This is a genomic window from Bradyrhizobium manausense (assembly GCF_018129685.1).
Taxonomy (GTDB): Bacteria; Pseudomonadota; Alphaproteobacteria; order Rhizobiales; family Xanthobacteraceae; genus Bradyrhizobium; species Bradyrhizobium manausense_D.
Window position 1 is genome coordinate 90,731 of sequence record NZ_JAFCLG010000003.1, and the last position, 23,900, is coordinate 114,630.

The following is a 23,900-nucleotide window of genomic DNA, read 5'->3' on the forward strand; positions in this document are numbered from 1 at the left end:
ATGGCACAGATCAAGGTCGAGGCACTCGACAAATCCTTTGGCGGCTTCCATGCGGTCAAGTCGGCCAGCTTCACGGTGGAGGACGGCCAGTTTCTCTGCCTGCTTGGACCGTCCGGCTGCGGCAAGACCACGACGCTTCGCATGATCGCCGGACTGGAGCTGCCAACGGCCGGCACCATCAGGCTGGACGACGAAGACGTGACGATGAACCGCGCGTCGGCGCGTGACATCGCCTTCGTGTTCCAGCTCTTCGCGCTCTATCCGCATATGAACGTCCGCCGCAACATCGGCTTTCCCCTGAAATGCGAGGGCATCGGTGCGGCCGAAACCGACCGGCGGGTCGTCGAAGCGGCGCGCATCCTGAGGATCTCTCATCTCCTCGACCGTTCGGTGTCGGGTCTCGCCGGGGGCGACCGGCAGCGTGTCGCGCTGGGACGGGCGATCGTGCGCAAGCCAAAGTGCTTCCTGATGGACGAGCCGCTCGGCGCGCTCGATACCGAAATGCGCGAAGCCATGATTCACGAATTGCGGGCTCTGCATGACCGCCTGGGCGCGACGACTGTCTATGTCACACACGACCAGCTCGAGGCCATGGCGATGGCCGACAGGATCGCGGTCATGAACAATGGCGTGGTCGAGCAGGTCGCAAGCCCGCGCGACATCTACGACCGGCCGGCGTCGCTTTTCGTCGCCGATTTCATCGGCTCGCCGCCCATGAATTTCCTGCCGTTCCGCGGCGGCCTGCAGACCGGCGCGGAAGCGATTCGGCTCGGCGAGCGTGACGTCGCAATTCCTGCCGCGCGCGAGGCGATGGCGGAGAGCGAGCTCGTGCTCGGGGTGCGGCCCGAGCATGTGCGCTTCACCGATCGCGGCATGGTGCGCGGCGAGGTGTACGGTACGGAATATCTGGGCACCACGCAGATCGTGACGGTGACGACGAGCTACGGCGCACTCAAGGCCCGGTCACCCAGCAGCAAATCGTTCCGGACCGGTGAGACGGTCGGGCTCGACTTCCGGCCCGATACGCTGTCGATCTTCGACAAGGCGTCGGGCCGGGCTATCCGTACCGCGCTGCATGAGGGAGCTGCGCATGGCTGAGGTCGAGATCGTCTCCGTTTCCAAGGCGTTCGGCAGGACGCAAGCCCTGAGCGATCTGTCGTTGACAATCGGCAACGGCGAATTCGTCGCCTTGCTCGGACCGACCGGCGCCGGCAAGACCACGGCATTGCGCCTGATCGCCGGATTGGAACAGCCGGATAAAGGTTCAATTCGCATCGACGGACGCGACGTGACCGGCGATGCGCCGGCGGATCGCGACGTTGCCTTTGTTTTCCAGCAATACTCGCTGTATCCGCACTTGACCGTGTTCGAGAACATGGCGTTCGCGTTGCGCGCGCCGACCCGCCGCGTGCCCGAAGCCGATATCCGCGCCAAGGTGCAGGAGATCGCGCGTCTGCTTCATATCGAGACCAAGCTGGACAACAAGGCGACGCAGCTGTCGGGCGGGCAGATGCAGCGCGTCGCGATCGGCCGGGCGCTGGTCCGTTCGCCCTCGATCTACTTGATGGACGAGCCGCTCTCCTCGCTGGATGCCAAGCTCCGCGGCGAGTTGCGGCTCGAGCTCAAGCGGATCCAGGTCGATCTCGGCGCGACGATTCTTTATGTCACCCACGATCAGACCGAGGCGATGACCATGGCCTCGCGCATCGGTGTGATCGAAGGCGGACGGCTGATGCAGATCGGCACGCCACGGGAGATCTACGAGAATCCGGTCAATGCGCATGTCGCGGCGCGGCTGGGCCAGCCGGCGATCAATCTGCTGCCCGCGGCTTTGTTCGGCGGCGCGCCTGCCGGCGCCGAGACGATCGGCGCACGGACCGAGCATCTGACGATTGCGCGCGGCGCTGACGGCGACGTCTCGGCAACCGTCAAGCGGGTCGAGCATCTCGGCGATCAGAGCCACCTCCATCTCGACGTCGGCGGCCGTCCGGTTGTGACCCTGGCGGATCCCGAGGCTGGCTTTGGCGCCGGGGATGTGGTGTCGCTCCGTTTGAACAAGCCCCTGTTTTTCGATGCCAGGGGCTGGAGGGTAGCGGCATGAGCCTTGATCGGGTAGCCAGGGAAAAACTGGTGCGAGCGCTGGCAGGGGCGGTGATCGAGCACGCGGATGAGTTGACGCGCCTCGATCAGGCGATCGGGGATGGGGATCACGGGCTGAACATGAAGCGCGGTTTCGAGGCGGTGCTCGCCGCACTGCCGGGCCTTGCCGACAAGTCGCTGCCCGAGATGTTGAAGGCGATTGGAATGACGCTGGTGATGAAGGTCGGGGGCGCCTCGGGGCCGCTGGTCGGGACGTTCTTCATGGAGCTGGGCAAGGCGCTTCCCGAGCAGCCAGGCCGCGCCGATCTCGTCGCGGCGACGGAGAAGGCGATCGAAGCCGTCAAGGCGCGCGGGCGATCCGAGGCGGGCCAGAAGACGCTGCTGGATGTCCTGGTGCCGGTGCACGCCGTTCTGGCTGATGGCGGCGATGCCAAGGCGATCGCGGCGGAGGCCATGCAAGCCGCCGATCGCACCACGCCGATGCAGGCGATTCGCGGTCGCGCGTCGTTTCTGGGCGAACGATCCATCGGTCACATGGACCCGGGCTCGCGCTCCGCATCGCTCCTGATCGGCGCCGCGGTCGAGACACTGGAATTCGAGGTCAATACATGAGCAATGTCGGAATTGTCATCGTATCGCATTCGCCGAAGATCGCGGAAGGCGCGGCCGATATGGTGCGCCAGATGGTCGGAGACGCAGTGCCGCTGGCCTGGACCGGCGGCGACGTCGATGGCGGCCTCGGGACGAACGTTGCAGGGATTCTCGAGGCGATCGAGACGGCGTGGTCGCCGGCGGGCGTTGCGATCCTTGTCGATCTCGGTGGCGCCGAGACCAATTCGGAGATGGCGGTGGAGATGCTCCCCGAAGACCGGCGCGCGCGTGTGCTGGTCTGCAATGCCCCGGTGGTCGAGGGGGCCGTGATCGCCGCGACCGAATCGTCGGGCGGCTCATCGCTTGCCGCCGTCAAGCGCAGTGCGGAGGAATTCTATGCATGATGCCAACGCCAACCGGGCGGCCCAGACGTTTGCGCCGCTGACCGCCTCGGCGGTCCTCGTCAATCCGGTCGGCCTGCACGCGCGGCCATCGGTGAAGCTCACGCAATGCGCGAAGGGCTTCACTGCGAAGATCGAGATTGCCCTTGCCGCGGAGGGACCCTGGACCGACGCCAAGAGCCCGGTGAAGGTGATGCGCGTGAAGGCCCCTCAGGGTGCCACGCTGCATTTCCGTGTCGCCGGTCCCGATGGCGATGCGGCGCTCGCGGCCATGCTGGCGCTGGTGCATGACGGTTTCGGCGAGGCGTAGAATCGTGGGCGAGATCCATCTCACCGGTCATCCTGCATCGCCAGGCCTCGCCATCGGCCCGGTCGCGGTGCTGACCAGTGCAGTGGCGAGCCGAGCGGCGCAAGGCGATCCTGCCCATGAGGCCGCGGCGCTGAAGGCAGCGATCGCGGGTGCAGCGGTGGAGCTCGCTGAATTGATCGCGACTGTTCACGGCGAAGCCGCGGAGATCCTGGAGTTCCAGGTCGCGATGCTGGGTGACGATGCGCTTGCGGAAGGTGCCTACGAAGCTATTGCGGGCGGCACGGCTGCCGACCAGGCCTGGCGTGCCGCACTCGACGCGGAGATATCAGGCTATCGCGCGGCGGACGAGGAATATTTCCGTGCGCGCGCGGCCGACCTGGTCGACATCCGCGACCGCGTGCTTGCCGGCCTGAATGGCGCGGATAGGGCCGCAGGGATTTCCGGCGATTCCGTCGTCACGGGTGACGATCTCTCGCCTTCGACATTCCTGGCCGTCGACTGGACCCGTGGCGGCGCCATTGCGCTGGCTGGCGGGTCGCCGTCCTCGCATGTCGCGATGCTCGCGCGGTCGCGCGGCGCTCCCATGGTGGTTGGCCTCGGTCCATTGCCATGGAACGGACAACCGCCGTCATTGGCGCTGGTCGATGGCGACACCGGCACGGTGATCTTCGATCCCAAGCCCGAAACGCGCCGCCTGTTCGAAGATCGCATGGCGGCAGCGAATGCCGCACAGATTGCTGCCGACGCGGGCCGCCTCAAGCCGGCGGTGACGGCCGACGGAAGGCGCATTTCCGTCCTTCTCAACGTCGCTGCGCCCGAAGAGGTCGAACGCCTCGATCCCGCAATCTGCGATGGCATTGGCCTGGTGCGGACGGAATTTCTGTTCGAGGGTTCGAGGGGCCTACCCGGAGAGGATACGCAATACGCGGTCTACCGGCGCATCCTCGAATGGGCCGCGGGACGGCCGGTCACGATCCGGACCCTCGATGCCGGCGGCGACAAGCCGATTGCCGGCCTGACGGTCGATGGCGAGCGCAATCCGTTCCTGGGCCTGCGCGGTATCAGGCTCTCGCTGGCGCGGCCGGAGGTGTTTCGCGTGCAGTTGCGGGCACTGTGCCGTGCCGCCGTCCACGGGACGCTGAAGGTGATGCTGCCGATGGTCGCAATCCCCAGGGAGTTCGACCGCGCCAACGCCATGCTGGACGCGGAGTTCGCCGCACTCGAGGCGGAGGGCCTCGCTTGCGCCCGGCCGCCGCTCGGGATCATGGTCGAGGTCCCGGCTGCGGCGCTGCGCGCGGAGGATTTCGATGCGGCGTTCTATTCCATCGGATCGAATGATTTGACCCAATACACAATGGCCGCGGCGCGGGACATCGGCGCCGTCGCCGACCTCAATGATGCCGGCCATCCGGCAGTGCTGGCGCTGATCGCGCGGACAGTCGAGGCCGGGCGCAAGCGCGGCGTCGAGGTCTCGCTCTGCGGTGATGCTGCGGCGGACACGCGCTTGACCAATGCGCTGCTGGCGGCGGGCTTGACGACTCTTTCGGTCTCGCCGATTGCGGTGGCGCGGCTCAAGGCGGCCATCGCCGGGGTGGCCGCATGAGCGACGATGCAGGCGAGGACACAAGCCAGCCGGGCGACAGCAATGTCGCGGAGTACAAGCTGATCCTGCGGCGGGCTCTCGACAACAGGCCATCGGGGACGCGGCTGAAGCTCGCGGCCGCACTCGGCAAGAACCGTTCCTTCGTCAGCCAGATCACGAATCCGGCCTATCTGGTGCCGATTCCGGCAAAGCATGTCGCGATCATCTTCGAGGTTTGCCATCTCTCCGGCACCGAGCGTGCCGCATTCCTCGAAGCCTATGGGCGCGCGCATCCCGGGCGGCTCCGCGGAGCCCATCGTGAGGCGCGCACGCGCGTCGTGACGGTGACGGTGCCCGATCTCGGCGACGACAAGAAGAATCGCGCACTCGAGCAGCTCATCGTCGACTTTGCCGCTCAGCTCGCGCGCTACGCCGAAAGTATCGGCTGACGAATTCGAAACTGTAAAAAGGACAACCGGGAGGACGCCATGAAAAAGCTGATCAACAGCACTGATGCGGTGCTCGAAGAGAGTCTCGACGGGCTCGCGGCTGCCCATGCCGATATCCTGCAGCTTGGCGCCGAGCGGAAGTTCGTGCGCCGGCGCACCCTGAAGCCGGGCAAGGTTGCGCTGATCTCGGGCGGCGGCTCCGGTCATGAACCGCTCCATGCCGGTTTTGTCGGCCATGGCATGCTTGATGCCGCTTGTCCGGGCCAGGTCTTCACATCGCCCACGCCGGACCAGATGATCGAGGCGGCGGAGGCCGTCGACACCGGGGCAGGCGTGCTCTTCATCGTCAAGAACTACGAAGGTGACGTGATGAACTTCACCATGGCCGCCGAGATGGCCGGGCGAGAGGTCGCAAGCGTCGTGACCAATGACGATGTTGCAGTCGAGAAATCGACCTACACGACGGGGCGTCGCGGCGTCGCTGGCACGCTGATCGTCGAAAAGATGATCGGCGCCGCGGCCGAAAAGGGCATGCCGCTCGCCGCGCTCAAGACGCTCGGCGATGACGTCAACCGGCGCACCCGCTCGATGGGCGTGGCGCTGCTGCCGTGCACCGTTCCCGCGGCGGGCCGGCCGAACTTCACCCTGGCCGACAATGAAATGGAAATGGGTGTCGGCATTCACGGCGAGCCGGGCCGTCGCCGGGTACCTCTGGCCTCTGCCGATGCTATCGCCGCCGATATTCTTGGCGCGATCCTTGACGATCTCGAACCGAGCAGAGGCAGTGAAGTTGTGCTTCTGGTCAACGGGTTCGGCGCCACGCCGCTGATTGAACTCTATCTGATGGTCAACAGCGCCAGGCGCATTCTGGATGGAGCGGGGATCACGGCGACGCGCTTCCTGACCGGCTCGTATGTGACGTCGCTGGACATGGCGGGCGCTTCGATCACCGTCTCCGTGCTCGATAGCCAGTCGAAGGAATTGTGGGATGCTCCGGTGCACACCGCGGCGCTGCGCTGGGGCATGTAATCTATTTTTTCAGGTGCGGATCACAAAGCCCCTGGCGAGGTGATTCCGCACGAAATAGATCATCGCGACCCCCGGCACGAGCGCGAGCACGGTCATCGCCATGACGAGGCCGAAATCGGTTCGGAAGCCGAACAGCGCGTTGATGGCCATCGTGATCGGCTTGCCGCCTGTGGTCGTCAGGATACGGGCCAGCACCACCTCGACCCAGGAGAAGATGAAGCAGAAGAACGCGGTCACGCCGATGCCCGGCGCGATCGCCGGAACGAGATGACGGAAGAAGAAGCTCGGCAGCGAGTGGCCATCGAGGAATGCGGTCTCGTCGAACTCGCGCGGAACGGAGGAGATGAAGCCCTCCAGAATCCAGATCGCGATCGGAATGTTGAAGACGCAGTGAACGAGGGCAATGCCGACCGGTGTGTTTTCGAGCCCTATTTGCGCGAACAGCACGAAGATCGGCAGCGAGAGCACGACGGTCGGGGTGATGCGGAACACCAGCAGCAGGAAGAATAGCTGCCGGTCGCCGACGAAGCTGTAGCGCGCGAACGCATAGGCCGCCGGCAATCCGACGCCGAGGCAAAGCGCGACGTTCAAGACCACGTAGATGATGGAGTTCAGAACGGCCTGCTTCAGAACGGCCGAACGAAGGATGTTCTGGTAGTTGATGAGACTGAAATGACCTTCCGTGATCCCGGCGCGCGGCAGCGTCGATATGAAGCTGGTGATGATCGTCTGCGTCAGCGGCACCAGGACGAAGGCGCCGACGATCGCGAACAAGATGATCCGCCAAACCGATGATTTCACGTGGCGGGCTCCATGGCGACGGGCGCCCGGGTGCTTGTTGCCGCCTTGAAAGTCCAGGCGACCGTCAGGACAATCAGGAAGTAGACGATCGAGCGGGCGGCTGACGGACCGTAGTTGAATGACTGGATCTCTTCGCCGAGGTCGAGGCTCAGGAATGCGGTCGCGCCATCGGGGCCTCCGGCATTGATGCGAAAGGCCTCGATATAGATCATGAAACTGTCCATGAAGCGCAACAGCACGGCCATCGACAGCACGGTCTTCATCTTCGGCAGCTGAATGAAGCGAAACACTTGCCATGGCGACGCGGCGTCGATGGCGGCGGCCTGGTAGTAGGCCGGCGGAATGCCGGAGATGCCGGCATAGGCCAGCACGACGACGAGCCCGAGCCAGTGCCAGGTGTCCATCACGACGAGCACGATCCAGGTGTGCAGGGCATTGAACTTGTAGTCGAAGCCGATACCCAGCCACGCCAGCATCCGCCCGGCGAGGCCGATATTGGGATTGATGAAGTTGAGCCAGATCACCGGGATCATGTTCCAGGGCACCACGAGCGGAACGGTGATCAGGACGAGGACGGTGCTGACGACAAAGCGATGCGATCGCTGCAGCAACAGCGCGATCCAGATTCCGAGCGGCAGCTGGATCGAAAGCACGATGGCCGAGAACAGGAAGCTGCGCGAGAGGCTCGCGTAGAATCGCTGCGAGGTGACGATGTTCCGGTACCAGTCGACGCCGACCCAAAAGGGCTTGTTCAGGCTGAACAGGTCCTGGAAGGAGTAGTTGGTGACGGCGACCAGAGGCAGGATTCCGACGAAGGTCAGGATGACCAGGGCGGGAAGCACCAGGAACCAGGCTCTGTTGTCGTAAGGCTTCATGTCGAATGATGGCAACGGGGACGCGTCCGGGCACGAAAAAGGGCCCCGATTGACACCGAGGCCCTTTCAGCATTCCCGATCGCGCCCGAGTTAGCCCGCCAGACGGTCGGAATCCAAGAGACGCCCGCGCAGCCCAGTTCCGCGCGGTGGTCATGCGCCGGGAAAAGGATCGTGGGCAGTCAACTCCGATACCAGCTCGCCAAATTCCACGTCGTGACATCCCACCCCGAGATGTCGGTCATCAGGCCATTGACGGCGCCACCGACGATGTAGCGCGAGAGCAGTGGCAGGAAGATGTTGGCTTCGCAGAAGATCTCATCGACCTTGATCAGCAGCGCGGCGCGCTTGACCGGGTCGAGCTCCTGCTGCGCGGCCTTGTAGGCCTTGTCGGCCTCGGGATCGGACCAGCGCGAGACGTTACGGCCGAGCCATTTGTTGTCCTTGTTGGCGATCTCCCAGGACACACACTGGTTCAGGAACCGCTCCGGATCGGGCTGCGGCTGCGTCGCGTTGTACATCTCCATGTCGCAGTAGAATTTCGAGTAGGTATCGGTATTGCCGACGTCGGATGAGAAGAACACCGATGCGGTGACCGATTTGAGCTCGAGCTCGATCCCGGCCTTCTGGCAGGCCTGCTTGATGATGGCCTGCGTCTTCTGGCGCGGCGCGTTGATCGAGGTCTGGAACACGTATTTGAGCTGCTTGCCGTCCTTGGCGCGGATGCCGTCCGCGCCCATCTTCCAGCCGGCCTCGTCGAGAATCCGGTTGGCCTTGTCGATGTTGAACTCGTACTTCAGTTTCTTCGACTTGAACTGCGGGGGCTGGTTGACGAAGCTCGCGGTCGCGACGGCGGCGCGGCCGTAGATGAATTTCTGGATTCCGTCGCGATCGATCAGCAAATTGAGCGCCCGGCGCACGGCCGGATCGGACAGCGTGGGGTGCTTGGTCTTGGCGTTGGAGCGCTCGCCGTCGACCTCGGTCCAGGGGTCCGTCGTGTTGAGGATGACGAACTCGATGCCGCCGGCGGTCGTGAATTCGACCTTGCCTTTGCCGCCGATCTCCATGCGCTTGAGGATCTCGTCCTCCACCAGCAGGTTCCAAGCATAGTCGTATTCGCCTGTTTGCAGCACCGCCCGCGCCGCGGAGACCGCATCGCCGCCGCCCTTGATCTCGAACGTGTCGAAAAAGGGCTGGTTCTTGACGTGATAATCGGGATTGCGTTCGGCCCGGAGCAAATCGCCTGGTTTGAACTCGACGAATTTATAGGGGCCGGTACCAACGGGCTTCAGATTGCCCGGCGCGTCGCGTGATTTCGCACCGGCATAGTCGGCGAAATGATGTTTCGGCAGGATCTGGCCGACCGAGCCGATGAAGGGATCGGCCCAAAACGGCGTCGGCGCCTTGAAGACCACCTTGACGGTGTGGTCGTCGATCTTCTCGACGATGATGTCCTTGTAGGATCCCGTGGTGTAGGCGGCGGTCGCGAGATCCGCGGCGTAGGCCCACGTGAAGACGACGTCGTCGGCAGTGAAGGGCTTGCCGTCGTGCCATTTCACGCCCTGCTTCAGCTTCCAGATCACGCGGGTGCCGTCGGCCGACAGGCCGCCATTGGCCTTGGTCGGGACCTCGGCGGCGAGGCAGGGGATGAGGTTGCCCTCCTTGTCCCAGCCGGCGAGCGGCTCGAAGAAGACGCGCGAGGCGACCTGGTCCTTGGTGCCGAGCGCGAAATGCGGATTGAGCAAGGTCGGCGCCTGCCAGACCAGCATCTTGAGCGGACCACCGCCGCCGGCCTTGCTTGGCTTGTAGGGGAGCGTGGCGTCGGCCATCGCAACGTCGTTCCAGAGCAGGATCTGGCTCGCAACCGGGGCCGCGATCCCCACTGTAGCCATGGTCTGGATGAACGAGCGGCGCGACAGCGTGCCCTGTTTCACCGCCGCGACCAGGCCGCGGATGTCGTTTTCGTCCATCGGATGACTCCACCTGTCGGAAGAAACGTCGCTGCCGGCGGCCCATCATGTTGCATTGGGCACGAGGCGGCAATGCCGACAATGGTGGAGAGCGGTGCGGCGAAATGCCGAGCGCGAAGCATAACAAGCCCAACTCCATCGCCGTCACCCGAGGAGACCGCTGGAAGCGGTCGTCTCGAAGGACGAGGCGATTGCTCTGGCCGCCGCCTGGAATTCAACGGCGATGGCTCATCTCGCTGGAGAGCGAAGCGATACAATTTCGGAATAATCGCATTCTGCGCCTGTTTTGCCCGACGGGTCAAGGGTGATCGGGCGCCTTGAGCGTGATGGGGCGCTAAGCCGTTGATTTTCTTCGCCCCGGCTACTGTGCATGGGGTTGTTTTTTCGGACTAAGCGCTGCTGCAATCCGATCCGGAACGCGCCGCAGGTCGTGGTCGATTGGGACGTGCACGACAGTTCGTAGGCCGTGCGAAATCCGCCCCGGCGTTGGACGCGGATCGGAACGTCGATCTCGCGCATCATCACCGTGGCCCTCGAAGGGCGACGGCCCGGCCGCATCTCGGCCGTTCATCCTTCGAGGCTCTGCCCGCGATGCGTAGCATCGCAAGCCTCGCACCTCAGGATGACGGGACCGCTAGAACGCAAGGAAGGCGCCTCGCGTTCTCTGCCCATAAAGGCCTGCAATCCGTTGATGTCGCCATGCACCTTGGTTCCAGATGTCGGTAACCGATTGCCCTGCACACGCGGGCCTCATTATATTGACCCGATGATTGCGACCGGAACTGCCTGCTGGGCGCTCCGCGATTGAGGGCCACGCGATGGACGATACGATCGGCTTTCCCGACCCCGGCCTCGATTTGTCGGATGGCTTCAGGCCCCACACCTCGCATTGGGGCGTGTTTTCGGCGCGCAACGGCAAGGCCGGGCTCGAGGTCAGAGCCTATGGCGGGGATCCCGATCCGAACGGCATCATCGACAATTTCCCCGGCGCCCTGCGCCACCAGGCGCGCATCGCCCGGCCTGCGATCCGACGTGGCTGGCTCGAGCGCGGGCCAGGTCCTGACAGCAGGCGCGGCCGCGACGAATTCGTATCCGTCAGCTGGGACAAGGCGCTGGATCTTCTCGGCGACGAGCTGGCGCGCATCCGCGACACACGCGGACCCGGCGCCGTGTTCGGCGGCTCCTATGGCTGGTCGAGCGCGGGACGGCTGCATCACGCCCAGAGCCAGGTGCATCGTTTCCTCAACATCGCGATGGGCGGCTATGTGCGGTCGGTGAATTCCTATTCCTCCGGCGCGTCCTCGGTGCTGCTGCCGCAGATCATGGCGGGTTACGAGGACATCACCAAGCGCAACGTCACCTGGGAACAGATCGCTGATCACACCGAGATCGTGCTGGCCTTCGGCGGCATGGCGCTGAAGAATTCGATGGTGGCCGGCGGCTCGATCAGCAAGCATGTCGAGCGTGGCGCGATGGAGGCTGCGCGCAAGCGCGGCTGCGAGTTCATCCTGATCAGCCCGTTGCGCGACGATTTGCCGGTGGAAGCCGGCGCAGAATGGATGAGCTGCATCCCCGGTACCGACACAGCGCTGATGCTCGGCATGGTCCATACGCTGGTGAGCGAAGGCCTGCACGACCAGGCCTTCCTCGATCGCTACACCGAGGGCTGGCCGGTGTTTTTGCGCTATCTCACCGGCGAGAGCGATGGACAGCCCAAGCACGCTGAATGGGCCGCCGCGATCTGCGGCGTCGATGCAGCCGCGATCCGCAAACTGGGGCGGCGCCTTGCCGGAAAGCGCTCGCTGATCACCGTCTCGCATTCGCTGCAGCGCGCCGAGCACGGCGAGCAGCCGGTCTGGATGGGGATGGTGCTGGCGGCAGCGCTTGGCCAGATCGGCCTTCCCGGCGGCGGCTACGCCTATTCGCTCGGCGCGATCGGCTATTACGGCCGTCGCGTCAACGACGTGCCGGGGCCGACGCTGGGGCAGGGCCGCAACGGTGTCAGGGATTTCATTCCGGTGGCGCGCATCGCCGATATGCTGCTCAATCCCGGCAGCACCTATCGCTACAATGGCGAGACACGCACCTATCCCGACATCCGCCTGGTCTATTGGGCCGGCGGCAATCCGTTCCACCATCACCAGGATATCAACCGCCTGCGCAAGGCGTTCTCGAAGGTCGACACGCTGGTCGTGCACGAACTCGCCTGGACTGCGACCGCGCGTCACGCCGACATCGTGCTGCCCGCGACCATGACGCTGGAGCGTGAGGACATCGGCTATTCCACCAACGATCCGTTGATGGTTGCGATGCACCGCATCGCCGAGCCATATGGGCTGGCGCGTGACGATTACGACATCTTTGCCGATCTTGCCGATCGCCTCGGCGCGCGCGAGCCCTTCACTGAAGGGCGCACGTCGCGGCAATGGCTGGAGCACCTCTACGAGCCGATCCGCGCTTCGCTCGCCAAGCGCGGCCTGGCGGCGCCGAGCTTCGAGGAGTTCTGGAGGCGCGGCAGCCTGGTCGTGCCGCAGCAGCCCGACGATGGTGGTCGCTTGCGCAGTTTTCGTGAAGATCCGGTCGCGCACCCGCTGCCGACGCCGAGCGGGCGTATCGAGATTTACTCCGCAAAGATCGCCGGCCACGGCGATGCGGATTGTCCGGGCCATCCGGTCTGGCTCGAAAAGAGCGATATGCCGAAACCCGGTGCGCCGTGCTTCCTCGTTGCCAACCAGCCGGTGACGCGGCTGCACAGCCAGCTCGATTTCGGCGGCCATTCGCTGGGCGCCAAGCACCGCGGCCGGGAAGTTGCGCGGATGAATCCGCGCGATGCCGGGCCGCGCGGCATCAAGGATGGCGATATCATCCGCCTTTTCAATGAACGAGGCGCGTGCCTGGCCGCGGTGCATGTCACTGACGGCATCGCGCCCGGCGTGGTGCAGCTGCCAACCGGCGCCTGGTACGACCCGATGGATCCGGAAGACGACGCGCCGCTCTGCGTCCACGGCAATCCGAACGTGCTCACCCGCGACATCGGCACCTCGTCCTTTGCGCAGGGCTGCACCGGGCAGCTGACCACGGTGGAGGTGGAGAAATTCACCGGCAATCTTCCGCCGATCCGGGCATTTGATCCGGTTTAGCGCGGCGGTCAGAACGATCGGATAGATCAGCGTGTCCGGAACGCAAAACCGGGCCGCCGCCCGACAACAGATTCAGGCGACGGCCCAGTGCGAACTCAGTGAACTTGGGGAAGTTGTAAGGTCGCGCGCAGAAGCTAGCCCGGCCGATGCAGCCACATCAAGTTTCGCTGTGTTGCAACGGCCGGAGTTTCGTTACAGCCGCCTCCAAACCGCCACAGATGACGATCGGGCTTTCGTCAGCCTTCGTTCGCAATGGCGACTGCAGCATCCACCGCATTTTGCAGGATTTCGTCGGACAATTGCTTGTCGTTCACCGCGCGCGCCAGCTGCAGCGCGCCGACCATGGTCGAATAGATCGTGATCGCCTTGCGCCGCCGCTCTTCCGCAGTGCCTTGCCTGATCTGCTCCGCCATCAGCGCGATGATGTCGGAGACCTTGCCGGTAAAGGCATCGCGCGTCGCCTTTGGGTGTCGCGCGATTTCGGCGACCAGCGCGGCGGTCGGGCAGCCGGTGCCCGCCCGGTCGCGGTGACGCGTCGAGAGATAATCGCGGATCACGGTTTCGAGCGGGACGCCACTCTCGAGGTTGGCCTTGTGCCGCTCCTGCCGCCGTGTCAGCGCATCCATCAGCACTTCCCGGACCAGATCCTCCTTGGAGGCGAAGTGCGTGTAGAAGGCGCCGTTGGTGAGGCCCGCCTCCGACATGATGCCTGCAAGGCCAACCGCCGCGATCCCGCGCTCGCGGAATTGCGCCGAGGCGACATCGAGGATGTACCGGCGCGTTTCATCCTTGTGTCCCTTGTCATACCGCATGGTCTCAACTCCCTCCCGCGACCTGCCCGAATGGGCGGCCACGGGACCGTGAGCGACTTCTCTATTGCATTACGATCATAATAATGAATTGTGATCATAATGCAATGGCCGCCGATCGGGCGGGGGCCACGGAACACGACAGGACCACGGGAATGTCAGTCGAGGACGTCGCCGCACCGCCTTTGTCTGCAACCGAGGCCCCGGCGCGCAGCGCGGCCGCGCCGCGTCCCGCAGCGACATCCGCCGACCAGCGGCGTGCCGCGCTTCTCAGCGCGGCGATCCTGCCGACGCTGCTCACACTCGCGGCGCCCACCGTGACAGTGCTGGTAGCGCAGACGGCGGTGAACATCGCTGAAGCTTATTATGTCGGCTATCTCGGCACCGATGCGCTGGCCGGTGCCGCACTGGTGTTCCCGATCTTCATGCTGATGACCATGATGTCGAATGGCGGGTTCGGCTCCGGCGTCGCTTCGTCGGTGGCGCGCTCGGTCGGCGCCGGCCGTCGTGACGATGCCGATGCGGCGCTGTTTCATGCCATCGTGCTTGCGATCATCGCGGGCGCGCTGTTTACGCTTGGGGTGCACTTCGGCGGCCCGGCGCTGTTTCGCGCGCTCGGCGGCCGCGACGGCGCGCTCGCCGCCGCCGTCACCTATTCCAGCTATCTGTTCGCAGGGGCAATTCCGGTCTGGATCGTCAACCTCCAGGCCGCCGCGCTGCGCGGCTCCGGCAACGTCAAAGTGCCTGCGCTGGTGACATTGATCGGCGCGATCGTGACCATTCCCGTTTCGCCGCTGCTGATCTTCGGCTTCGGCCCCGTCCCGAGCCTGGGCATCGGCGGCGCCGGCATCGCCTTCGGCCTCTATTACGGCGCAGCGATGCTGTTCCTGCTGCGTTACATGTCTTCGGGCGCGGCCGGCTTGAGGCTGCACATCGTGCCGCTTCGTGCCAGGATCTTTGGCGACATGCTGAAGGTCGGCATTCCCACTGCACTCAACGCCGTGCTGACCAATCTGACCGTCATCCTCGTCACCGGCGCGGTGGGCCTGTTCGGCACCTCGGCGCTCGCAGGCTATGGCATCGCTTCGCGGCTCGACTACATCATGATCCCGCTGCTGTTCGGCATCAGCACGGCGACCTTGACCATGGTCGGCGTCAACATGGGCGCGGGCCAGACCGCACGCGCACAACGGATCGGTTGGGTCAGCGGCGCCGCCGGCATAATCATGACCGGTTCGATCGGCCTTCTGGTTGCGATCTTTCCGACTGCCTGGCTGCATCTCTTCAGCCACGATGCCGACGTTGTAAATGAAGGCATGACTTACCTGCGCATCGTCGCGCCGGCCTATGCGGCGCTGGGGTTCGGCTTCGTCGCGTCTTTCGCCGCACAGGGCACGGGGCGGGCGATGGGCCCGCTGATGTCCGCGGTCGCGCGCATCCTGATCGCGGCCGGCGGCGGCTGGATTGCGGTGGCGTATTTCGGCGCGGGAATGACCGGCCTTGCCGCCATGGTCACGGCGTCGATGGCCGCCTATGCCGCGATCTGCGTGATGATCATGCTGTCGCCATCGACCTGGCGCGCCGAGCCGCGCGCGTAGCAAGGGCTTGCGCGCGGCTTGCCACTCTCCCAATCTGCGTTCGTTTCCTATTTGGCCGCGAACGGAGAAGCGTTGCCCGCTGCAGGCGGTCAATATGGATTTTCATTTCATTGATTTCGACCGGCGGAGAAGCGAATACGGTTCCAATTGTTGCCATTGAGTCATGGAGACCAAGATGCCGTTTCGACCCGCCCTGATCCTCGCAACCCTGCTCGCCGCGGGGGCGGCCGCAGCAGGCGCCGAGACCATCAAGATCGGCGTGACCCCGGGTCCGCATGCGCAGATTCTGGAGGCGGTGAAGCCGATCGCCGCCAAACAGGGCCTCGACATCCAGCTGATCGAGTTCTCCGACTATGTCGTGCCGAACGCTGCGCTCGATGCCGGCGAGATCCAGGCCAATTCGTTCCAGAACCAGCCTTATCTGGACAACCAGAAGGCGGATCGCGGCTACAAGATCGAACCGGTGGGCCTCACCGTGAATTTCCCGATCGGCGTCTATTCCAAGAAGCACAAGGCCTTCGCCGATATTCCCGAAGGCGGCAAGGTCTCGATCCCCAACGATCCGACCAATGGCGGCCGGGTGCTGCTGCTGCTCCGCGACAAGGGCGTGATCAAGCTGAAGGACAGTACAGGCTTCAAGCCCACGGTGCTCGATATCACCGAGAATCCGAAGAAACTGAAATTCATCGAGGTCGACGCGGCGCAGGCGCCGCGCGCGCTCGACGACGTCGATGCCGCGGCGATCAACACCAACTATGCAACCCAGGCGGGCCTCGATCCGGTCAAGGATCCGATCCTTCGCGAGGACCCGAAGGGCCCCTACGTCAACCTGATCGCAGTGCGCAGCGCCGACAAGGACAAGCCCTGGGTCAAGATCCTCGTCGACAGCTACCACACGCCGGAGGTGAAGGAGTTCGTCCTCACCAAGTTCAAGGGCGCGGTGCTGCCGAGCTGGTAGGCAGCCTGCCTGGCCGAAGTTCTGCGCGAAAGACCGATCCCGGCGGGCAGCCTTGCGCATTGCCCGCTTGTCTCGGGCCGCGGTAACCGACATCATCGGGGGCCCATTCTCGCCCGACAGGGGTCGTATGAAACGCTTTGCCAACCTGAAACGCCTGGGATTCTTCACGCGGCTTCTGGATGAAGCCCCGCCGGCGGAGCGCTATCGCTTCGCCGCCGAGCAGATCGTGCGTGCCGAGAAGGCCGGTCTCGATTCCGCGTGGATCGCGCAGCACCATTTCCACGAGCGCGAGGGCGGCCTGCCGTCGCCCTTCACATTCCTCGGCTATGTCGCAGCCCAGACTTCGCGCATCCGCCTCGGCACCGGCATCGTCACCTTGCCGCTGGAGAGCGCGGTTCGGGTGGCGGAGGACGCCGCGGTGCTCGATCTGCTCTGCAATGGCCGCTTCGAGCTCGGCGTCGGCACCGGCGGCAATCCGTCGGCCTTTGCCGCCTTTGGCCTCGATGGCGCCCAGCGCAACGAAATATTTGCGCGCAATCTGGAGGTGGTCCGCAAGGCGCTGACCGGCAAGCCGCTCGACGGCGGCGACACGCTCTATCCGCAGCGGCCGCAGTTGGACAAGCGGATCTGGCAGGCGACGTTCTCGGTCGCGGGCGGCGCGCGCGCCGGCAAGGCCGGCGACGGCCTGCTGCTGTCGCGCACCCAGCCGCGGGCCAAGGATGCGCCGAAGGCGACGCTCGCCGAGATCCAGAACCCGATCATCGATGCTTATCTCGCAGCCCTGCCGGCCGGTGCCGAGCCGCGCATCATGGCCTCGCGCAGCGTGTTCGTCGCCGACGATCACCGCGAGGCGCTGCGGCTTGCCGATATCGGCCTGCGGCGCGCACTGCCGCAGTTCATGAAGGGCGGTCATCTCCCTCCGGGCGAGACGCTGGAGGAGATGATCACGGCGTTCGACACCCACGTCGGCGGCGCGGACGAAGTCATCGCCTCGCTGCGGACCGACGCGACGCTGGAGCGGGTCACCGATCTGGTGTTCCAGGTCCATTCGGTCGATGCGCCGCACCCCTACGTCCTGCGTTCGATCGAGCTGGTGGCCGAGAAGGTCGCCCCCGCGCTGGGCTGGACCCGGACCGCGCCCGACGTGGCGCTGGCGGGCTAGTTCCGCGTTTATGGAATTGTACGAGGCTGAATGATGGCACCGACTGATCTCATCGACAAACTTGCCGGCATTGAACCGGGATCGGCGCTGGACGCCATTCGCGCAAAGCGCCTGCAGGCACGCGAGAACGCGCAGAAGAGCTATCTCTCCTTGTTCGAACCGATCGATGCCGGCGATGTCTCGCTGCTCGAACGCGCGGCAGTGGCGGCCTTCGTGACCGGGCTGCACGGCGAGTCCCCCGTTGCGACATTCTATCGCGACAAGCTTGCGGCGACCACGGGTGGTGCGGCCCTCCTTGAAGCGATCGATGCCGAGATCGCGCGCGGCCAGACCTCGGGTCCATATGGCTCCTTCCCGCCAGGTCCGCTGTCGGTCGAGAACACGGCCGGTCTGATTTACCGCGTGGGTGCGGCGAGCAAGTCGGCACTCGGCCCCAGGCTCGTCGCAGCGCTCGAGCATGCGCATCTCCTGGTGTTTCGGCCGCGCGATGCGGCGTCCGACGATATGAAGGCGCTGCTGGCGGCCGGCTGGTCGAACACCGGCATCGTCACCGTCTCCCAACTCGTGGCGTTCCTGTCGTTTCAGGTGCGGGTCGTCAGCGGCTTGCGCACGCTCGCAGCAGTGAACGCATAAGAGGAGGCCGCAATCATGAGCGCCACCGTCAATCCGCCCGTCGTCTTCACCCAGGACGAGCTCGGCTGGGTCTCCTGGATCGATCCGCTGCCTGAGGCCGAGCTCACCGAGCGGCACTTCAACGGCCTGGTCGATCGCGCCCGCGCCAAGTCGGAATATTTCCGACTGCTGGTGCGCGATCCCGAAGTGCTGGAAGCCCGCACCAAGACCGACAAGGACATCTTCTACAACGTCGCCGACGGACTGCCGCGCGCCGAGCGCGAGCTCGCGGCGGCTGCGACGTCGCGTTACAACGGCTGCATCTATTGCGCCTCGGTGCATGCGCGCTTCGCCAGCACCTATTCCAAGCGCCGCGACGACGTGCAGAAGCTGCTCGACGAGGGCGTCAATGCCGATCTTGGCGAGCGCTGGAACGCCGTGGTCAAGGCATCCGTCGCGCTGGCCTCGACGCCGATCGCGTTCGGGCCCGACAATATCAAGGAGCTGCGCAGCGCAGGCCTCGACGATGCCGAGATCGTCGACGTCATCAACGGCGCCTCATTCTTCAACTGGGCGAACCGGCTGATGCTGTCGCTCGGCGAGCCCTCGAAATAGGCAATTTCATCGGCACAAGACTTGCTGCTTGTTAACACCTGAGTTTTCAACACCTGACTGGATGGAGCCGTCTATGAGCAACATCAATCGCCGAACCCTGGTCAAGGGCTCGCTCGCCGCCGCAATCGCAGGAACGACAATCTCGCGCGCCGCCTTCGCCGATGCCGATCCGATCCTGCTCGGTGTCAGCGGTCCCCTTACCGGACCAAACGCGCAATACGGTACGCAATGGAAGCAGGGCTTTGATCTCGCCCTCGACGAGATCACCGCCGCCGGCGGCATCAACGGCCGCAAGCTTGCCTATACCTTCGAGGACAGCCAGAGCGATCCGCGCCAATCGGTCGCGATCGCGCAAAAGTTCGTCTCCGATCCGCGCATCATGATGGAGCTCGGCGATTTCTCCAGCCCAGCCTCGATGGCGGCTTCGCCGATCTATCAGCGCGGCGGCCTCGTGCAATTCGGCTTCACCAACTCGCACCCCGATTTCACCAAGGGCGGCGACTTCATGTGGAGCACGTCGGTCAGCCAGGCCGACGAGCAGCCGCTGCTGGCGGCCTATGCCGTGAAGAAGCTCGGCCTGAAGAAGCTCGCGGTGCTCCACCTCAACACCGATTGGGGCCGCACCAGCCGCGACTATTTCAACAATGCCGCCAAGGACTATGGCGCGGAGATCGTCGTCACCGAAGGCTATATCGCCGAGGAGCGCGACTTCCGTTCTACGCTTGTCCGCGTCCGCGACGCCAATCCGGATGGCCTCGTCCTGATCTCCTATTATTCCGACGGTGCGCTGATCGCGCGCCAGGCCCGCCAGGTCGGCTTGAAGCAGGTCATCTGCGCCGCGAGCTCGGTCTACTCGCCGAAGTTCCTCGAGCTCGGCGGCGATGCGGTCGAGGACGTCCATGTCGGCACGCGCTATTTCCCGGAAGACCCGCGGCCCGAGGTGCAGAAATTCATCGCCGGCTTCAAGAAGAAGTACAACGGGCTCGAGCCCGACGCCTTCAATGCCTATTCCTACGACGCGATGAACATGGCCGCGGCCGTGATCAGGATCGGCGGCACCGATCGCAAGGCGATCCGCGACGCCTTCGCCAAGGTCAAGGACGTCCCGAGCGTCATCTTCGGCACCGCGACGTTCGACGTCGCGACCCGTCGCGTCAAGGGCGCGATGAATGCCGAGCTCGTCGTGCGCAATGGCCATTTCACGGTTTGGGACGGCAAGCCCACCTGATCTCCTGGCCGGAGTCTCGCTCCGGCCCTTCTCCCTTCATTAGGAACCCTGCGTGTCTTCCTGGCTCGACTACACCATCAACGGGCTGATCGTCGGTAACGTCTATGCCCTGGTTGCGGTCGGGCTCGCGCTGATCTTCGGCGTCAGCCGGCTGATCAACTTCGCGCAAGGCTCGATCTATCTCGTCGGCGCCTATATCGGCTGGGTCGCAGTGGTGCAGCTGCATACGCCGCTGCCGCTCACGATCATTCTCGTCGCAGTGGTGGCGGCGCTGGTCGGGCTGATCATCGAACGCTTCGGCCTGCGCCCGCTGCAAAATTCCGTGCGCATCGCGCCGCTGCTGGCCACGATCGGCATAAGCTTCGTGCTCGACCAGCTGGTCATGCTGACCTTCTCGCCCAATCCGCGCGCGTTGCCGAGCCAGTTGCCCGACGTGCGTTTCCAGATCGGCGGCGGCACGATCGGTCCGCTTGATCTGCTCATCGCCGGCGTCGGCATCACCAGCGCGCTGCTGCTGTTCGTGTTCCTGCGCTATACCAAGCTCGGCTGGGCGGTGCGCGCGGCCTCGCAGGACCGCGACGCCGCGATGCAGATGGGCGTCGACGTCAACCGCGTCAATCAGACCGTGTTCGGCATCGCCGCGGCGCTCGGCGGCGTCTCCGGCCTCCTGGTCGGCATGTATTACAACCAGATCGACACCGCGATGAGCTTGCAGGCGACGCTGAAGGGCGTTGTTGCCGAGGTGGTCGGCGGCGCCGGTAACGTGCCGGGCGCCGTGGTCGGAAGCTTGCTGCTAGGCCTCGTCGAGAGCTACGGCATCGCCGTGTTCGGCACCAGCTACCGCAATCTTTTTGCCTTCCTGCTGCTGGTCGTCGTGCTGGTGCTGCGGCCTAATGGTTTGTTCGCCAGCGCCCGGCAGGCGCCGCCGGAGCCGCTGACCGGCACCTTCATCGCGCCGAGCCGGCCAGTGCGGATTCCGCGCTGGGCCTTCGCTGTCGCGGTCGCATTGTTCGCGATCCTGCCGCTGCTGCCGGTGTCCTTCTACGTGCTGCAAACCCTGATCAATGCCTGGCTGCTCGGCATGCTGGCGCTCAGCCTCACGCTGGTCGCGGGCACGATCGGGCAGGTATCGCTCGGGCATGCCGCGCTGCTGGCGATCGGTGCCTATACGTCCGCGCTGCTGTCGCTGACACTCAACCTGCCGGTCGGTCTCGCCATCATCGCCGGCGGCCTGATGAGCGCGGCGCTCGGCACGATCCTGATCTCGCCGTCGTTCCGCCTGCGTGGCCATTACGTCTCGATCGCGACGCTCGCGATCGGTGAGATCGTGTCGCTGGTGATTCTCAACTGGGAAAGCGTCACGCGTGGCCCGATCGGCATCTCGGGCATCCCGCCGCTGTCACTGTTCGGCTACGACCTGGTCGACCCGAAAGCGGTGTATTGGTTCAGCTTCGTCGTGATGGTCGTGCTCGCGCTGCTCCAGGTGCGCCTGCTTGGCTCGCATCTCGGCCGCAGCTTCCGTGCCATCCGCGACGACGACATCGCGGCGCGCGCCTATGGGCTCAGCCTGAACCGCTACAAATCGCTCGCCTTTATCTTCGGCGGCTTCGCGGCCGGCGTCAGCGGCGGCATTGCCGCGCATCTCTATTCCTACATCAATCACGAGACCTTCAACACGCAGCAATCCATCCTGGCGCTGACCGTCGTCATCCTCGGCGGCCTCGGCAATGTCGTTGGCGCGCTTCTCGGCGCGGTCGCGCTGGTCGGCCTGCCCGAAGTCTTCCGCATCGCGGCGGAGTATCGCATCCTGATCTACGGCATCGTGCTGCTGCTGCTGGTGCGGTTCAGGCCGCAGGGCTTGTTGGGGACGATCTGATGGGGGAGGCGTACGCATCGCTGTTGTCCCTGCGTGGACTAACGCGCCGCTTCGGAGGCCTCACCGCCGTCGACGGCATCGATCTCGATCTCGCCAAGGGTGGGCTCGTCAGCATCATCGGCCCGAACGGCGCCGGCAAGACCACGCTGTTCAATCTTGTGACCGGGCTAGACCGTCCCGACGCGGGCACTGTCAGCTTCGAGGGACGGGACGTCACCGGCCTCTCGCCGGAGCGGCTCGCAGCCCAAGGCATCGCGCGCACATTCCAGCTCGGCCGCGTCTTCGGCAATCTCAGCGTCATGGACAACGTCCTGATCGGCGCGCACACGCGCCTGCGTGCCGTCAAACCGGCCGTGCCGGTGATCGGCCCGCTGCTGGAATTGGGATTGGCGCTCTTGCGCCCGAGCGCCGTCAGAGCCGAGGAAGAGCGGCTGCGCGAGGAGGTCAAAGCCATTCTCGCCCGCTTCGGCGAGCGGCTCTTGCCGCGGATCGATCAGCCCGCCTACAGCCTGTCCTACGCCAACCGCCGCCGCGTCGAGATCGCGCGCGCGTTGGCGTTGAAGCCGCGTCTGTTGCTGCTGGACGAGCCGACCGCCGGCATGAACCCGAGCGAGACCGCGGAGATGCAGGGCCTCGTTGCCGAGCTGAAGGCGGAAGGGCTCACAATCCTGCTGATCGAGCACAAGCTCGAGATGGTGATGCGCCTGTCCGACCGCGTCATCGTCATGGACGAAGGCAAGAAGATCGCGGAAGGGCCGGGCGAACAGGTGCGTGGCGATCCCAAGGTGATCGAGGCCTATCTCGGCCACGGCCTGTCGGGTACGGCTGAGCAGGAGAGCGCAGCATGACCACGGGCGCAGTCGAACCGCTGCTGGCGCTGACCAACGTCAACACCTTCTACGGCCAGGCCCAGGTGCATTTCGACCTGTCGATCGCGGTCGGACGCGGCCACATCGTCTGCCTGCTCGGCGGCAATGCCAGCGGCAAGTCGACGACGATGAAGATCATTCTGGGCCTCGTGAAGCCGCGCTCGGGCGAGGTGACGTTCGACGGCGCCTCGCTGATCGGCCTCACCACGCCGCAGATCGTCCGCCGCGGTATCGCCTCGGTTCCTGAGGCACGGCGCCTGTTCGCCGACATGAGTGTGCGTGAAAACATCCTGATGGGCGCCTTCGTCCGCAACGACCGCGAGACGATCGCGCAGGACCTCGACAAGATGCTGACGCTGTTCCCGAAGCTCGGCCAGCGGCTGTCGCAGCGCGCGGGCTCCTTGTCCGGCGGCGAGCAGCAGATGGTGGCGATGGCGCGCGCGTTGATGAGCCGTCCCAGGCTGATCGTGATGGACGAACCGACCATGGGTCTGTCGCCGCTCTATGTCGATCGCGTGCTGGAGCTGATCCGCACCATCAACCGGGAGGGCGTCTCGGTCTTCATGGTCGAGCAGAACGCCAGCCTTGCGCTCGAGATCGCGCACGAGGCCTATGTGCTCCAGACCGGGAAGATCGTGCTGTCGGGCTCGGCGCGGACGTTGAAAGACGATCCCCGCGTGCGCGACGCCTATCTCGGCGGCTCCGAGGCGGCGTAGCGAATCTATCCGCCCGTCATGGCCGGGCTTGTCCCGGCCATCCACGCTTATCTCGCCGCTCGAAGAACGTGGATGCCCGGGCCTTCGCCTCGCCGAAGCGGCTTCGGCCGCGCAGGCGGGACAAGCCTGGGCATGACGACCTCATTCGGGGCTGGTCAGTATGATAAATGTATGAAAAGATCATACCGTTGACGCAACGGGGCGTGCGGCGG

At 64.9% G+C, this 23,900-nt stretch carries 22 protein-coding genes; 18 read left to right on the plus strand and 4 right to left on the minus strand.

All coding sequences use genetic code 11. From position 1 onward, the window contains the following. Genes JQ621_RS10775 through dhaK form a run of 8 tightly spaced genes read left to right on the plus strand, consistent with a single transcriptional unit; the run spans position 1 to position 6,462 of the window. Positions 1-1,098, plus strand: coding sequence for an ABC transporter ATP-binding protein (locus JQ621_RS10775; RefSeq protein ID WP_212234464.1), 1,098 nt, complete (start codon positions 1-3; stop codon positions 1,096-1,098). Continuing rightward, a complete protein-coding gene (locus JQ621_RS10780; RefSeq protein ID WP_212234466.1) occupies positions 1,091-2,101 on the plus strand; it encodes an ABC transporter ATP-binding protein in 1,011 nt (336 codons plus the stop codon). Before JQ621_RS10775 ends, JQ621_RS10780 begins: the two co-directional genes overlap by 8 nt. Beyond that, a complete protein-coding gene (gene dhaL, locus JQ621_RS10785; protein WP_212234468.1) occupies positions 2,098-2,712 on the plus strand; it encodes a dihydroxyacetone kinase subunit DhaL in 615 nt (204 codons plus the stop codon). Before JQ621_RS10780 ends, dhaL begins: the two co-directional genes overlap by 4 nt. Next, the gene (dhaM, locus tag JQ621_RS10790) at positions 2,709-3,095 is read left to right on the plus strand and encodes a dihydroxyacetone kinase phosphoryl donor subunit DhaM (protein ID WP_027557143.1); all 387 of its coding nucleotides are present in this window, start codon (positions 2,709-2,711) and stop codon (positions 3,093-3,095) included. Before dhaL ends, dhaM begins: the two co-directional genes overlap by 4 nt. Then, complete coding sequence (locus JQ621_RS10795) at positions 3,088-3,402, plus strand: HPr family phosphocarrier protein (protein ID WP_212234470.1); 315 nt, start codon at positions 3,088-3,090, stop codon at positions 3,400-3,402. The genes dhaM and JQ621_RS10795 overlap by 8 nt, the downstream gene beginning before the upstream one ends. Then, a complete protein-coding gene (gene ptsP / locus JQ621_RS10800) occupies positions 3,380-5,005 on the plus strand; it encodes a phosphoenolpyruvate--protein phosphotransferase (protein WP_212234472.1) in 1,626 nt (541 codons plus the stop codon). Before JQ621_RS10795 ends, ptsP begins: the two co-directional genes overlap by 23 nt. Next, positions 5,002-5,433, plus strand: a complete 432-nt coding sequence (locus tag JQ621_RS10805; RefSeq protein WP_212234474.1) for a hypothetical protein — start codon at positions 5,002-5,004, stop codon at positions 5,431-5,433. Before ptsP ends, JQ621_RS10805 begins: the two co-directional genes overlap by 4 nt. A gap of 39 nt (positions 5,434-5,472) precedes the next feature. After that, on the plus strand, positions 5,473-6,462 hold the full coding sequence (gene dhaK / locus JQ621_RS10810) for a dihydroxyacetone kinase subunit DhaK (RefSeq protein WP_212234475.1): 990 nt from the start codon (positions 5,473-5,475) through the stop codon (positions 6,460-6,462). Between the two features lie 9 nt (positions 6,463-6,471). On the opposite strand, the gene JQ621_RS10815 is transcribed toward dhaK, so the two are convergent. The 3 genes from JQ621_RS10815 to JQ621_RS10825 all read right to left on the minus strand — a co-directional run bounded on the left by JQ621_RS10815 (position 6,472) and on the right by JQ621_RS10825 (position 10,105). Beyond that, a complete protein-coding gene (locus JQ621_RS10815; protein WP_212234477.1) occupies positions 6,472-7,263 on the minus strand; it encodes a carbohydrate ABC transporter permease in 792 nt (263 codons plus the stop codon). Beyond that, complete coding sequence (locus JQ621_RS10820) at positions 7,260-8,138, minus strand: carbohydrate ABC transporter permease (RefSeq protein ID WP_212235014.1); 879 nt, start codon at positions 8,136-8,138, stop codon at positions 7,260-7,262. The genes JQ621_RS10815 and JQ621_RS10820 overlap by 4 nt, the downstream gene beginning before the upstream one ends. A gap of 179 nt (positions 8,139-8,317) precedes the next feature. Beyond that, on the minus strand, positions 8,318-10,105 hold the full coding sequence (locus JQ621_RS10825; protein ID WP_212234479.1) for a peptide ABC transporter substrate-binding protein: 1,788 nt from the start codon (positions 10,103-10,105) through the stop codon (positions 8,318-8,320). 818 nt (positions 10,106-10,923) lie between these two features. Here JQ621_RS10825 and JQ621_RS10830 point away from each other — a divergent pair. Next, the gene (locus JQ621_RS10830; RefSeq protein ID WP_212234480.1) at positions 10,924-13,245 is read left to right on the plus strand and encodes a molybdopterin guanine dinucleotide-containing S/N-oxide reductase; all 2,322 of its coding nucleotides are present in this window, start codon (positions 10,924-10,926) and stop codon (positions 13,243-13,245) included. 236 nt (positions 13,246-13,481) lie between these two features. Here JQ621_RS10830 and JQ621_RS10835 read toward each other — a convergent pair whose 3' ends face one another. After that, positions 13,482-14,057 (minus strand): TetR family transcriptional regulator, encoded by a 576-nt coding sequence (locus tag JQ621_RS10835; protein ID WP_212234482.1) that lies wholly within the window; start codon positions 14,055-14,057, stop codon positions 13,482-13,484. Between the two features lie 152 nt (positions 14,058-14,209). Between JQ621_RS10835 and JQ621_RS10840 the strand changes: the two genes are divergently transcribed. From JQ621_RS10840 to JQ621_RS10880, 9 genes are all read left to right on the plus strand, one after another. Beyond that, positions 14,210-15,652 carry an MATE family efflux transporter gene (locus JQ621_RS10840; RefSeq protein WP_212234484.1) on the plus strand — a complete coding sequence of 481 codons (1,443 nt, stop codon included), beginning with the start codon at positions 14,210-14,212 and terminating at the stop codon, positions 15,650-15,652. A 163-nt stretch (positions 15,653-15,815) separates the two neighbouring features. Continuing rightward, positions 15,816-16,610: a MetQ/NlpA family ABC transporter substrate-binding protein gene (locus JQ621_RS10845; RefSeq protein ID WP_212234486.1), complete on the plus strand. Its 795-nt coding sequence runs from the start codon at positions 15,816-15,818 to the stop codon at positions 16,608-16,610. Positions 16,611-16,737: 127 nt separating this feature from the next. Further along, complete coding sequence (locus tag JQ621_RS10850; protein WP_212234488.1) at positions 16,738-17,772, plus strand: putative FMN-dependent luciferase-like monooxygenase; 1,035 nt, start codon at positions 16,738-16,740, stop codon at positions 17,770-17,772. A gap of 30 nt (positions 17,773-17,802) precedes the next feature. Continuing rightward, the gene (locus JQ621_RS10855; protein ID WP_249125168.1) at positions 17,803-18,405 is read left to right on the plus strand and encodes a CMD domain protein; all 603 of its coding nucleotides are present in this window, start codon (positions 17,803-17,805) and stop codon (positions 18,403-18,405) included. Between the two features lie 15 nt (positions 18,406-18,420). Next, complete coding sequence (locus tag JQ621_RS10860; protein WP_212234489.1) at positions 18,421-18,999, plus strand: alkylhydroperoxidase domain protein; 579 nt, start codon at positions 18,421-18,423, stop codon at positions 18,997-18,999. A gap of 73 nt (positions 19,000-19,072) precedes the next feature. Next, the gene (locus JQ621_RS10865; protein WP_212234491.1) at positions 19,073-20,227 is read left to right on the plus strand and encodes an ABC transporter substrate-binding protein; all 1,155 of its coding nucleotides are present in this window, start codon (positions 19,073-19,075) and stop codon (positions 20,225-20,227) included. 52 nt (positions 20,228-20,279) lie between these two features. Next, positions 20,280-22,103 carry an ABC transporter permease gene (locus tag JQ621_RS10870; RefSeq protein WP_212234493.1) on the plus strand — a complete coding sequence of 608 codons (1,824 nt, stop codon included), beginning with the start codon at positions 20,280-20,282 and terminating at the stop codon, positions 22,101-22,103. After that, on the plus strand, positions 22,103-22,951 hold the full coding sequence (locus JQ621_RS10875; RefSeq protein ID WP_212234495.1) for an ABC transporter ATP-binding protein: 849 nt from the start codon (positions 22,103-22,105) through the stop codon (positions 22,949-22,951). Before JQ621_RS10870 ends, JQ621_RS10875 begins: the two co-directional genes overlap by 1 nt. Continuing rightward, positions 22,948-23,688 carry an ABC transporter ATP-binding protein gene (locus tag JQ621_RS10880; RefSeq protein WP_212234497.1) on the plus strand — a complete coding sequence of 247 codons (741 nt, stop codon included), beginning with the start codon at positions 22,948-22,950 and terminating at the stop codon, positions 23,686-23,688. The genes JQ621_RS10875 and JQ621_RS10880 overlap by 4 nt, the downstream gene beginning before the upstream one ends. The last annotated feature ends 212 nt before the right edge of the window (positions 23,689-23,900 follow it).

Bases quoted from the DNA above. Each gene is read 5' to 3' on its own strand.
- JQ621_RS10775 (WP_212234464.1), top strand. From the start codon at position 1: ATGGCACAGATCAAGGTCGAGGCACTCGACAAATCCTTTGGCGGCTTC.
- JQ621_RS10780 (WP_212234466.1), top strand. From the start codon at position 1,091: ATGGCTGAGGTCGAGATCGTCTCCGTTTCCAAGGCGTTCGGCAGGACG.
- dhaL (WP_212234468.1), top strand. From the start codon at position 2,098: ATGAGCCTTGATCGGGTAGCCAGGGAAAAACTGGTGCGAGCGCTGGCA.
- dhaM (WP_027557143.1), top strand. From the start codon at position 2,709: ATGAGCAATGTCGGAATTGTCATCGTATCGCATTCGCCGAAGATCGCG.
- JQ621_RS10795 (WP_212234470.1), top strand. From the start codon at position 3,088: ATGCATGATGCCAACGCCAACCGGGCGGCCCAGACGTTTGCGCCGCTG.
- ptsP (WP_212234472.1), top strand. From the start codon at position 3,380: ATGACGGTTTCGGCGAGGCGTAGAATCGTGGGCGAGATCCATCTCACC.
- JQ621_RS10805 (WP_212234474.1), top strand. From the start codon at position 5,002: ATGAGCGACGATGCAGGCGAGGACACAAGCCAGCCGGGCGACAGCAAT.
- dhaK (WP_212234475.1), top strand. From the start codon at position 5,473: ATGAAAAAGCTGATCAACAGCACTGATGCGGTGCTCGAAGAGAGTCTC.
- JQ621_RS10820 (WP_212235014.1), bottom strand. From the start codon at position 8,138: ATGAAGCCTTACGACAACAGAGCCTGGTTCCTGGTGCTTCCCGCCCTG.
- JQ621_RS10825 (WP_212234479.1), bottom strand. From the start codon at position 10,105: ATGGACGAAAACGACATCCGCGGCCTGGTCGCGGCGGTGAAACAGGGC.
- JQ621_RS10830 (WP_212234480.1), top strand. From the start codon at position 10,924: ATGGACGATACGATCGGCTTTCCCGACCCCGGCCTCGATTTGTCGGAT.
- JQ621_RS10835 (WP_212234482.1), bottom strand. From the start codon at position 14,057: ATGCGGTATGACAAGGGACACAAGGATGAAACGCGCCGGTACATCCTC.
- JQ621_RS10840 (WP_212234484.1), top strand. From the start codon at position 14,210: ATGTCAGTCGAGGACGTCGCCGCACCGCCTTTGTCTGCAACCGAGGCC.
- JQ621_RS10845 (WP_212234486.1), top strand. From the start codon at position 15,816: ATGGAGACCAAGATGCCGTTTCGACCCGCCCTGATCCTCGCAACCCTG.
- JQ621_RS10850 (WP_212234488.1), top strand. From the start codon at position 16,738: ATGAAACGCTTTGCCAACCTGAAACGCCTGGGATTCTTCACGCGGCTT.
- JQ621_RS10855 (WP_249125168.1), top strand. From the start codon at position 17,803: ATGATGGCACCGACTGATCTCATCGACAAACTTGCCGGCATTGAACCG.
- JQ621_RS10860 (WP_212234489.1), top strand. From the start codon at position 18,421: ATGAGCGCCACCGTCAATCCGCCCGTCGTCTTCACCCAGGACGAGCTC.
- JQ621_RS10865 (WP_212234491.1), top strand. From the start codon at position 19,073: ATGAGCAACATCAATCGCCGAACCCTGGTCAAGGGCTCGCTCGCCGCC.
- JQ621_RS10875 (WP_212234495.1), top strand. From the start codon at position 22,103: ATGGGGGAGGCGTACGCATCGCTGTTGTCCCTGCGTGGACTAACGCGC.
- JQ621_RS10880 (WP_212234497.1), top strand. From the start codon at position 22,948: ATGACCACGGGCGCAGTCGAACCGCTGCTGGCGCTGACCAACGTCAAC.